Here is a 10,801-nt window from a genome sequence, read left to right on the forward strand (position 1 = left end):
GCCCCGGGCCGGACCCCGGGGAGGATTCCGCGAGTCCGCGCCCACAGTGACCTCACCGTGCACGGGAGGCAGGACCATGGGCGACAAGGCGCACACACACCCCGGAGCCGCCGGAAGGGCACAGGCGGCCGACCACCCCACGTCCGTACGCAATGTGGTGCTGGTCGGCCACTCCGGATCGGGCAAGACGACCTTGGTGGAGGCTCTCGCACTGACCGCGGGAGCGGTGAACCGGGCGGGCCGGGTGGAGGACGGCGGCACCGTCTCCGACTACGACGACATCGAGCACCGGCAGCAGCGCTCGGTGCAGCTCTCCCTGGTGCCCCTCGAATGGGACGGCATCAAGATCAATCTGTTGGACACTCCCGGATACGCCGACTTCGTCGGTGAACTCAGGGCCGGTCTGCGAGCGGCGGACGCGGCCCTCTTCGTCGTCTCGGCCTCCGACGGGGTGGACGGCTCGACCCGCATGGTGTGGGACGAGTGCGCGGCCGTCGGCATGCCGCGGGCCATCGTCGTCACGCACCTGGAGGCGGCCCGCGCGGACTTCACCGAGATGACGCGCGTGTGCGCGCAGACCTTCGGCGGGGACGACCCCGACGCCGTGCTGCCGCTGTACCTGCCGCTGCACGGCCCGGAGGGGCCCGACGGGCACGCGCCCGTGACAGGCCTGATCGGGCTGCTGACGCAGAAACTGTTCGACTACTCCTCCGGCGAACGCGAGGAGCACGAGCCCGACCCGGACCGGCTGCCGCTGATCGAGGAGGCCCGCAACCGGCTGATCGAGGGGATCATCGCGGAGAGCGAGGACGAGACCCTCATGGACCGCTACCTCGGCGGCGAGCCGTGCGACGTCAGGACCCTGGTCGAGGACCTGGAGAAGGCCGTCGCGCGCGGCGTGTTCTTCCCCGTCCTGGCCGCCGCCCCCGCGGCCGGGGGCGGCGGCCAGGGTCTCGGCACGGTCGAACTGCTCGGGCTGATCACCGGCGGTTTCCCGACCCCGCCGGAACACGGCACACCGCGGGTGACCACGGTCGACGGCGCACCGCGCGAGCTGAAGCCGTGCGACCCCGACGCCCCGCTGGTCGCCGAGGTCGTCAAGACCTCGTCCGACCCGTACGTCGGGCGGCTCTCGCTGGTCCGGCTGTTCTCCGGCACCCTGCGCGCCGACCAGACGGTGCACGTCTCGGGACACGGACTGGCCGACCGGGGCCACGAGGACCACGACGTCGACGAACGGATCGGTGCCCTGTCCACACCGTTCGGCAAGCAGCAGCGCCCGGTGTCCCACGTCATCGCGGGCGATCTCGCGTGCGTGGCGAAGCTGGGCCGCGCGGAGACCGGGGACACCCTGTCCGCCACGGACGACCCCCTCCTGGTGGAACCCTGGGAGATGCCCGACCCGTTGCTGCCCCTGGCCATCCGGGCGCACAGCAAGCCGGACGAGGACAAGCTCTCGCAGGGGCTGGCCCGCCTCGTCGCGGAGGACCCCACGATGCGACTGGAGCACAACCAGGACACCCACCAGGTGGTCCTGTGGTGCCTGGGCGAGGCCCACGCGGACGTGGCCCTGGAGCGGCTGCGCGGCCGGTACGGCGTCCAGGTGGACGTCGTGGCCCACCGGGTGCCGCTGCGCGAGACGTTCGGCTCCAGGGCCTCGGGGCGCGGACGGCACGTCAAGCAGTCCGGCGGGCACGGGCAGTTCGCCATCTGTGAGATCGACGTGGAGCCGCTCCCGGGCGGTTCGGGCGTCGAGTTCGTGGACAAGGTCGTCGGCGGCGCGGTGCCGCGGCAGTTCATCCCGTCCGTCGAGAAGGGCGTACGGGCGCAGGCCGCCAGAGGAGTCGCGGCCGGTCACCCGCTGACCGACGTACGGGTGACGCTGCGGGACGGCAAGGCCCACTCGGTGGACTCCTCCGACGCGGCCTTCCAGACGGCCGGCGCGCTGGCGCTGCGGGAGGCGGCCGCGGACGCGCGGATCCATCTCCTGGAGCCGGTGGCCGAGGTGAGCGTGCTGGTCGGTGACGACTACGTGGGCCCGGTGATGAGTGATCTGTCCGGCCGGCGCGGCCGGGTACTCGGCACCGAGCAGTCGCCGGGTGGCCGCACCCTCGTCCGGGCGGAGGTCCCGGAGATCGAGATCGGCCGGTACGGCGTCGACCTGCGGTCGCTCTCGCACGGCACCGCGCACTTCAGCCGCCGGTACGTGCGGCACGAGCCGATGCCGGCGCAGGTCGCCGAGCGGGTCCGGGAGGGGGCTCTCAGCGCCTGACCACGCACTGCGGACGGCAGCCGGCCGGCGAGCGGACGGCGCCTCCCCACGCCCCGGAGGGGGCACCGGCCGCTCGCCGGCCGGCTCCGGCAGCCCCGCGGGCGCCCGCGCACCACCGCGCCCGGACACGCACCCGGCAGCCGCGGAATGCGCCCCCGAAGAGGCCGCGCTTCGTACCGGCGGGCGGCTTTCGGCAGTCCACCGACGGACGCCGGTGGCTGCGGATACCCTGAAGACCAGTTCAACAGGTGTGCGCGGCAAGGAAGTCGGGAAGGCCGCAAGACGACAGTCGCGGCGATCGGGGGCGGGAATGACCGTTGAAGGCGGTTACGCGGAATTCTTCGGTCCGCAGGTGCCGAGCACCGGCGGCGAGGGGCAGACCCCGACGTTCGCGCTGGCCTCGGCCGCCTACCGGGACAACGAGGCCGACGAGATACTCAAGGCCAACAGCGAGTGGCACAAGTCGTCCGTCGGCAAACCCCGGATCGCGCTGTTCCGGCCGAACCTGGGCGAGGCGTTCTCCCGGGCGATCATCGACCGGATGCTGGGTTCCGGGCGGGCACCGCTCATCCAGTCCTTCGGCACCCAGCCGCAGGTGGTGGTGGAGCACAGCCTCGCGGCCCACCGCATCCGCAGGGAGCGGGACAACTGGCTGAGCGCCGTGATGGTGCTGTGCGGCCTGCTGTTCCTGCCCGGACTGCTGGTCTGGCTGCTGGTCTTCCAGATCCGTACCACCATCGCCAGGCGCGAGGACAAGCGGGCCGGCGCGCTCGCCACCGTCCTGCTGGTCGCGATGGGGCTCCTCGCCGCGCTCTTCCTGCTCCGGATGCCCTTCGACGGATTCTGGGGCTGGTACGCGCGCGCCTGTGTCGTCGCCCCGGTGATCGGCTGGTTCTGGGCCAAGCGGATCTGCGAGCGCACGGCACACGACCTCAGGGAGCGCTGGAGCAGCCTGCTCTCCGGCGGCAGTGTGGGCGCCAAGGTGCCCGAGGCGGTACCGAGCAGCCCCGGCGAGACGGCCGCCGAGCAGTTGCGTCAGTCGCTGGCCCGGCTCAGCGCCGAGCAGCAGTCCAACTCCGTGTTCTACGCCGGCCCCAAGGGGATACTCGGCATGGGCACGCGCTGGGGCAGCTGGCAGCTCGCCGAGGAACTGATCCCGATCGACCCGGACCGGGAGATCAACCCGTTCCGCAGCTGGGACGTCATCAGGGCCGTTCACGACCGGCTGCGCATGCTGGAGCGCGGCCCGCTGCACACCGGGGGCTTTCCCAAGCCGACGGTACGGCACTGGATCGTCACCCCCATCGGGGAGAACGCGGGAGCGGTGTCCCGGCCCGACGGCACCGACGTCGAGGCGTACCAGATCAAGTCGCACGCCATACAGGAGATCTGCAACAACCAGCAGTTCGGCGCGGGCGACCGGCACTACCTGGGCGTGCAGTGGACGCTGTGGGACGGTCAGTTGGTCCTCACCATGCTGATCACGGTGACGGTGCTGCACGAGACGCTGCGCATCGAGGTCACCGGTCATGCGCTGGGCCCGGTGCACCCCCTGTTCACCAGCAAGCCGGCGGCCAAGGAGAAGTCGGTCCAGAAATCGGTCAGGTTCTGGGAGACCCGGACGGTGAAGCTCCCGCTGGTCGACACCGACGAGGTGGTGCGTCTGGCCGCCCGCGCGCCGCTGACCTGGTATCCGCCGCTGCTCTACTGGCTGGGCGGCAAGCTCTCGCTGCCCGAGCCCTTCGGTCTGCGGCACGCCTGGGCGGACAAGCCGTGGCGGCACCGTTTCATGGCCGACGACGCGCTGCGCGCGGCCACGCCGGTCCTGCGGGCGGTGCACTCGGCGGCGATCAAGGTGCTGAAGGAGAACGGCGTGGACACGGAGAAGTTCGGTGCCCGGTCCTCGTCCCTCAGCGGGGCGGTCCAGGACGCGGCGCCCAAGAAGGCCGACGTGTACGACGCGTAGGCCTCCGGCGAGGGGCGGGGGGGCGGTCGTCCGGGCCGCTCCCTCGCCCGTTGCCGTACGGACGGATCAGGCCGCCGGCCAGGCCTCCGCGAGCATCTTCCGGGTGTCGCCCAGCAGTTGCGGCAGTACCTTGGTGTGGCCGACGACCGGCATGAAGTTGGTGTCGCCGCCCCAGCGGGGTACGACGTGCTGGTGCAGGTGCGCGGCGATGCCGGCGCCTGCGACCGCGCCCTGGTTCATGCCCAGATTGAAACCATGGGCCCCGGAGGCGCTGCGCAGCGCCGTCATGGCCTGCTTGGTGAGTTCCGCGAGCTCTGTGGTCTCCGCTTCCGTCAGGTCGGTGTAGTCGGCGACGTGGCGATAGGGCACGACCATGAGGTGGCCGCCGTTGTACGGGTAGAGGTTGAGTACCGCGTACACGTCCTCACCACGCCGAATGATCAACCCGTCCTCGTCGGACTTGGCCGGGATCGAGCAGAAGGGGCATCCGTCGTCGGCCCCGGGGCCGCTCGGCTTGTTCTCGCCCTGGATGTACGCCATCCGGTGGGGCGTCCACAGACGCTGGAACGCGTCCTGCGTGCCCACTCCGATCTGCTGCTCCGGCTCACTCGTCATGCGTGCAGCATATGGCGTCACCGTAGGGGTACGGCAAAGGCCCCCGGGGGCTCCCCCCGGGGGTCGATCCCCGCCTGCGCGGGGAGCACGCGCGCCGACGTCACGAGGACAAGGGCCACGGCGGGCCCTCCCCGCGTCGGCGGGCAGCGGCTCAGACCTGAGCCCGGCGCTCCACCACGTCAACGATCTCGGCGATCGCTTCGTCGCGGGGAATGCCGTTCTTCTGCGAACCGTCGCGATAGCGGAACGACACCGTGCCCGCGTTCATGTCGTCGTCGCCGACGATCACCATGAACGGCACCTTCTGCTTCTGGGCGTTTCTGATCTTCTTCTGCATGCGGTCCGAGGAGGAGTCCACCTCGATCCGCAGGCCCTGCTTCTTCGCGTCCGCGGTGAACTTCTCCAGGTACTCCACGTGGGCGTCGCCCACCGGGATACCCACCGCCTGCACCGGCGCCAGCCACGCCGGGAAGGCCCCCGCGTAGTGCTCCAGCAGCACCGCGAAGAACCGCTCGATCGAGCCGAACAGCGCGCGGTGGATCATGACCGGGCGGTTCTTGGAGCCGTCCGCGGCCGTGTACTCCAGGTCGAAGCGCTCCGGCAGGTTGAAGTCGAGCTGGATCGTCGACATCTGCCAGGTGCGGCCGATCGCGTCCCGGGTCTGGACGGAGATCTTCGGGCCGTAGAAGGCAGCGCCCCCGGGGTCCGCGACAAGCTCCAGGCCCTGCTTCTCGGCGACCTGGCGCAGCGTCTCGGTGGCCTCCTCCCAGACCTCGTCGCTGCCGACGAACTTCTCCGGGTCCTTGGTGGACAGCTCCAGGTAGAAGTCGGTCAGGCCGTAGTCGCGCAGCAGGTTCAGGACGAAGGCGAGGGTCTTGTCGAGCTCCTCGGACATCTGCTCGCGGGTGCAGTAGATGTGCGCGTCGTCCTGGGTGAACCCGCGGGCGCGGGTCAGACCGTGCACGACGCCCGACTTCTCGTAACGGTAGACCGTGCCGAACTCGAACAGCCTCAAGGGAAGTTCGCGGTACGACCGGCCGCGCGCGTCGAAGATCAGGTTGTGCATCGGGCAGTTCATGGGCTTGAGGTAGTAGTCCACGCCCTCGTCGAGCTGCATGGGCGGGTACATGCCGTCGGCGTACCAGTCCAGGTGGCCCGAGGTCTCGAAGAGCTTCCCCTTCGTCGCGTGCGGGGTGTAGACGAACTCGTAACCGGCCTCCTCGTGCTTGCGCCGCGAGTAGTCCTCCATGACCCGGCGGATGATGCCGCCCCTGGGGTGGAAGACGGCGAGGCCGGAGCCGATCTGCTCCGGGACGGAGAACAGGTCGAGCTCGCTGCCGAGCTTGCGGTGGTCGCGCTTCTCGGCCTCGGCGAGGAACTCCAGGTGTGCCTTCAGTTCGTCCTTGGTCGGCCAGGCGGTGCCGTAGATGCGCTGGAGCATGGGGTTCTTCTCGCTGCCGCGCCAGTAGGCGGCGGCGTTGCGCATCAGCTTGAACGCCGGGATGTTCCGGGTGGTCGGCAGGTGGGGGCCGCGGCAGAGGTCCTTCCAGCACAGCTCGCCGGTCTTGGCGTCGAGGTTGTCGTAGATCGTCAGCTCGCCCGCGCCGACCTCGACGTCCGCGCCGTCGTCGTGCGACGCGGATCCCTTGAGGCCGATCAGCTCGAGCTTGTACGGCTCGGCGGAGAGCTCCTCACGGGCGGCGTCGTCGGTCACCACGCGGCGGGAGAAGCGCTGACCGCGCTTCTGGATCTCCTGCATGCGCTTCTCGATGGCCTTGAGGTCCTCGGGCGTGAACGGCTTCTCCACGTCGAAGTCGTAGTAGAAGCCGTCCTTGACCGGCGGGCCGATGCCCAGCTTGGCCTCGGGGAACAGGTCCTGCACGGCCTGGGCCATGACGTGCGCGGCGGAGTGGCGCAGGATGTCGAGGCCGTCCGGGGAGGAGATCTCGACGGCTTCGACGACGTCGCCGTCCCCGACCTCGTGGGCGAGGTCCTTGAGCTCACCGGCCACGCGCGCGGCGACGACCGAGCGCTCGCCGGCGAAGAGCTCGGCGGCCGTGGTGCCCGTCGTCACCACGCGTTCTTCCCGCTCGGAATCGCGTTGGATGATCACACGGACGTCTGACACCGGTCTCTCCTGACTGAAGGCTGGGCTGCGGCGCCATACCTGAGCGCACGCATGGGTGCGATCGTACCGACCCGAACCGGTGCGGGTCGAAACCATTGCCCGCCGCCGTATCCGCCCGCGGTCGGCCTCCGTCTCCCTCACCGCCCCTCTCCCCGTCCGTCTCCCCGTCCGTCTCCCCGTCGAGGCGGTCGCCGTCGGCGCCGCAGGCCTCGCCGATGCGGGCTGCGGTTTCCGCGTCCCTCCGGAGTTCCTTCACCGGCCGGTCCCGCTCGGTCCCCTCGACCCGCGCCCGCGGTCCGGCCGGGTGGGCGTGGACGGCGGGGTCGGTGTCGGCGGTCTCCGGTCTCTCCCTGCGGCGTACGGCGCGAACGGCCCGGGTATCACCGGAGCGGGCAGTCGGCAGGATGCCGACTGCCGGTGGTGAGCGAGGGGTTGGTGGGGATGACGTGCTGGTACGAGGGGCCGCTGGCCGCCTTTGACACGGAGACGACGGGGGTGGACGTGGAGACCGACCGGATCGTGTCGGCCGCCGTCGTCGTGCAGGACGCCCCGGGCACCCGGCCGCGGGTCAGCCGCTGGCTGGTGAATCCGGGGGTGCCGGTGCCCGCCGCGGCGTCGGAGGTACACGGGCTGACGGATGATCACCTCCGGTTGCACGGCCGCTGGCCGGCGCCGGTGATGTACGAGGTGGCGCAGGAGCTGGCCGGGCAGGCGCGGGCGGGCCGCCCCCTGGTGGTGATGAACGCGCCGTTCGATCTCACCCTGCTGGACCGGGAGCTGCGCCGCCATCGGGCGATGCCGCTGAGCCGCTGGTTCGAGCGGACGCCGCTGCTGGTACTGGACCCGCGGGTCCTCGACAAGCATCTGGACCGCTACCGCAAGGGCCGCCGCACGCTCACCGACCTGTGCGCGCACTACGGCGTCGGACTGGAGGGCGCGCACGACGCGGCGGCGGACGCGGTGGCATCGCTGGAGGTCACCCGTGCGGTGGGCCGCCGCTTCGCGTCCCGCCTGGAGTGCCTGTCCCCCGGTGAGCTGCACACCCTGCAGGCGGTGTGGCACGCGGGCCAGGCCCGTGGCCTTCAGGCCTGGTTCGCCCGCAACGGCACCCCGGAGGCGGTCGACCCTGCCTGGCCCGTGCGCCCGGACCTGCGGGCGGCGGCGTGAGGCAACCGCGCCGGGCGGGTGACGCCGGTGGCCGGTGGCTCCGGACACGAAGAAGCCGGTCCGCCTGGGCGGACCGGCTTTCCCGGTGGACCTCAGGCGCTCGTACTACAACACAAAGGTGCAGGTCAGCGCCCTGGAGGCGCTACTGCGTAAGCTACCCGACCTATCCGCCCCCGTACGACAGCAGCCCACGCGACGGCAGCCTGCCCGAGCGACACACCTCGGCGACGAGCAGATACAGCAGATACAGCAGATCATCGAGGGCTATGCAGGTGGGGCGACGGTCTACCAGCTTGGCGAGCGGTTCGGGATCAGCCGACAGAGGGTCGGCAAAATCCTCAAGCGCCATGGCGTCGAGATGCGGATGCGTGGGCTATCTGTGGAGCAGATCGACGAAGCAGTGCGGCTCTACCAGGCCGGCCAGTCACTGGCACGAATCGGTGAGCGGCTTGGCGTGGACGCTGGGACCGTGCGAGCACGGGTCGTTGAGCGAGGGATCCGGATGCGGGATGCGCAGGGGCGAGAGAGGTGAACCTGAGCGGCAGCCATCTCGCCCGATAGCGAAAACGGAACCTCAACATCCAAAGAGCGCCCGGCCACGGGGGGAGGCCGGGCGCTTCGAGCTGGATCCTAACCTCTGCGTTGATACTTCACCAGGTCAGTGGCGCTTCTCGGCGTCCAGCAGGGCCGTCACGAGAATCTGGAAGAACTCGACGTTCTTCGGCGACTTGATGCCGAGCCGCTGGGCGGCGAGCTGCACAGTCAGTGGGCGATCCTGGGGTAGCGTCGCCCTGCCTTCCAACACCCCAGCCATCCTGAGCAGTTCCTTCTGCGGTACATCCAGGGCTGTAGCCAAGGGCTTGAGGGGATCGGGCTGTATCTCGTACTCCCCGTTAAGGATCTTGGTTATGTCGGCTTCGGACATGCCTGCGGCCTCAGCGAGTTTGGCCTTGCCGTCTCCGCTCAAGACATAACCACGAGCGCCCGCTTTGCTGGCTACATAGCGCCCAAACGCCTTCGACTTGGGATTCTGGCGACTTGCCACTCCCCACCCCTTCCCTCACAGGAAGCAACAGAATGCCATCCATGCATCGTTTCCGATAGGGCGCAGACTGATCAGTTACCTACGAAGCTCGATCCATGCAGCCCTTACAGCGTTTACAGCTCGTTGCCGCCACGAGCGCGAAGAGGCACCATGCGGATTGGCTAGGGCTGCTCGTACGGCGGCTTCATCACGATCTACGGCATCGGCAGAGGTGATCAGGGCCAATAGCGCAAATGCTCGTAGACCAAGGGCTGCCGTCTCGCGACCTACTTCTTTCATAAAGCCGTGGGCGATGAGGTTACGAACGTTCATCCCCTCCCCGAGCAGGAAGGTTGCGAGGAACCGACTCCAGTCCGGATCAAAGTCGTTCTCTGTAAGCGGGTCGAGAAGGACTCCCAACCCAGGAAATTGACCGCTCCCGTCGCCGACTGCCGTTCGGTACAGGGGCTCGTTGAGCTCCAGTAGAAGGGCGCGAGCTGCCGCCTCAACCTTGGGGACTGCAAGATGGGCGCTGGCTTCAAACTCGCCCACCCAGTAAAGAATGAAAGCCTTCGCCAGGGCCTGCGCAAAGTCCGGGTGTACTCCCGACTCAACCAGTGACCCGTGCAGATCTTCGAACGACGGAATACCAAAACGCGTCCTGATGAGATCAAGAGCATCCGCAAGCACAAGCCCATGCAAGTGGATGTTCATGGTCTCGACACGGATGAGCTCTCGCTGGAAGACGTCATCGTCATCGCCAAGAACCCGCTTCGGTAGGTCGTTGTCACCGAACATAACAGTCGTAGCCAGCCTGCTAAACACAGACTGATTGAAAACTTCGCGTGCCGTACGTTCGTTAACCGCGAGCGTGCCGCTGGGCGAATCGGTATGAAACCAATACCCCAAGGCAGCAAGCCATGTGTCCGCACGCTCGAACGGGCGCAGATAGCTGCGGAACAGGACGTTCGGGATCTTAATCTCAGACTCTATTATCTTCCATTCCACGGGTGGTGCTGACTGAAGACGAGCGACCGCAACTCTCTCCAGCTCCGGAACGTTTAGCTGGCGCGCCCTCGTAGCCGCCTCACTAAGATGGTTCCTGACAATCATCGCATTGGTTGCCCGGTCAGCGTCGTTCAGATAGGCCGTTACCTCAACCTCACTAGCCTTCCGAATACGCGATTCGTCGCCCACGGCACGCCTGCGTACTAGTTTCGCAACCTGGGCGACGATACGCGTATCGGCGTACGCCAACAACGCCCGGTCGAGCAGATCATCTACCCTTGGATCCACCGGCTGAGCATTCTTCTTCCGCGGCACCGTCAGCGCATCCAGCAGCTCCACAAACACATGAGGGTTGTCTTGGCCCGCCAGTGCGTCCCGCACTGTATCGAACATGACGGAAGCTACTTGCCGCGCTAGTGGCACAAGGTTGACTGAGCGAGCCAGCGTCCATGCGCGAAGCAACGCATGGCTCTGCTCGGTCATCCGAAAGTCTCCGCCGACCAAATCAAGATAAGCATTCGCGGCCTTCTCAGCCGCATCGCGAGCATTAGCAAGGCGGAGGGTGAAGACAATATCGGCGCAGCGTGCCCGTGCCGCAGGATGTGTTACAGCGCCCCCTAG

General features: G+C 68.5%; 8 protein-coding genes. 4 read left to right on the top strand and 4 right to left on the bottom strand.

Features of this window, described 5'->3' with window-relative positions:
* Window positions 1-76: 76 nt before the first annotated feature.
* Both TU30_RS25670 and TU30_RS25675 read left to right on the top strand, forming a co-directional pair.
* Window positions 77-2,272: an elongation factor G-like protein EF-G2 gene (locus TU30_RS25670; protein WP_042174135.1), complete on the top strand. Its 2,196-nt coding sequence runs from the start codon at window positions 77-79 to the stop codon at window positions 2,270-2,272.
* A 310-nt stretch (window positions 2,273-2,582) separates the two neighbouring features.
* Window positions 2,583-4,238, top strand: coding sequence for a hypothetical protein (locus TU30_RS25675; protein ID WP_042174137.1), 1,656 nt, complete (start codon window positions 2,583-2,585; stop codon window positions 4,236-4,238).
* A gap of 66 nt (window positions 4,239-4,304) precedes the next feature.
* On the opposite strand, the gene TU30_RS25680 is transcribed toward TU30_RS25675, so the two are convergent.
* Window positions 4,305-4,853 carry an HIT domain-containing protein gene (locus TU30_RS25680; protein WP_042174139.1) on the bottom strand — a complete coding sequence of 183 codons (549 nt, stop codon included), beginning with the start codon at window positions 4,851-4,853 and terminating at the stop codon, window positions 4,305-4,307.
* A 151-nt stretch (window positions 4,854-5,004) separates the two neighbouring features.
* Window positions 5,005-6,981, bottom strand: coding sequence for a threonine--tRNA ligase (thrS, locus tag TU30_RS25685; protein ID WP_042174141.1), 1,977 nt, complete (start codon window positions 6,979-6,981; stop codon window positions 5,005-5,007).
* A gap of 441 nt (window positions 6,982-7,422) precedes the next feature.
* On the opposite strand from thrS, the gene TU30_RS25695 reads away from it, so the two are divergent.
* Window positions 7,423-8,148, top strand: a complete 726-nt coding sequence (locus TU30_RS25695; RefSeq protein WP_042174144.1) for a 3'-5' exonuclease — start codon at window positions 7,423-7,425, stop codon at window positions 8,146-8,148.
* Window positions 8,149-8,233: 85 nt separating this feature from the next.
* On the top strand, window positions 8,234-8,680 hold the full coding sequence (locus TU30_RS25700) for a helix-turn-helix domain-containing protein (RefSeq protein ID WP_042174146.1): 447 nt from the start codon (window positions 8,234-8,236) through the stop codon (window positions 8,678-8,680).
* A gap of 126 nt (window positions 8,681-8,806) precedes the next feature.
* Here TU30_RS25700 and TU30_RS25705 read toward each other — a convergent pair whose 3' ends face one another.
* Together TU30_RS25705 and TU30_RS36595 are read right to left on the bottom strand one after the other, a co-directional pair.
* Window positions 8,807-9,193: a helix-turn-helix domain-containing protein gene (locus tag TU30_RS25705; protein ID WP_158719360.1), complete on the bottom strand. Its 387-nt coding sequence runs from the start codon at window positions 9,191-9,193 to the stop codon at window positions 8,807-8,809.
* Between the two features lie 75 nt (window positions 9,194-9,268).
* The coding region (locus TU30_RS36595; protein ID WP_234307988.1) for a hypothetical protein at window positions 9,269-10,801 on the bottom strand (1,533 nt) is incomplete at its 5' end.

The sequence above is a fragment of the Streptomyces sp. NBRC 110035 genome, assembly GCF_000829695.1.
Lineage (GTDB): Bacteria > Actinomycetota > Actinomycetes > Streptomycetales > Streptomycetaceae > Streptomyces.

Excerpts from the sequence above, each read along its gene's own strand:
- TU30_RS25670 (WP_042174135.1), top strand. The coding sequence starts at position 77 with ATGGGCGACAAGGCGCACACACACCCCGGAGCCGCCGGAAGGGCACAG.
- TU30_RS25675 (WP_042174137.1), top strand. The coding sequence starts at position 2,583 with ATGACCGTTGAAGGCGGTTACGCGGAATTCTTCGGTCCGCAGGTGCCG.
- TU30_RS25680 (WP_042174139.1), bottom strand. The coding sequence starts at position 4,853 with ATGACGAGTGAGCCGGAGCAGCAGATCGGAGTGGGCACGCAGGACGCG.
- TU30_RS25695 (WP_042174144.1), top strand. The coding sequence starts at position 7,423 with ATGACGTGCTGGTACGAGGGGCCGCTGGCCGCCTTTGACACGGAGACG.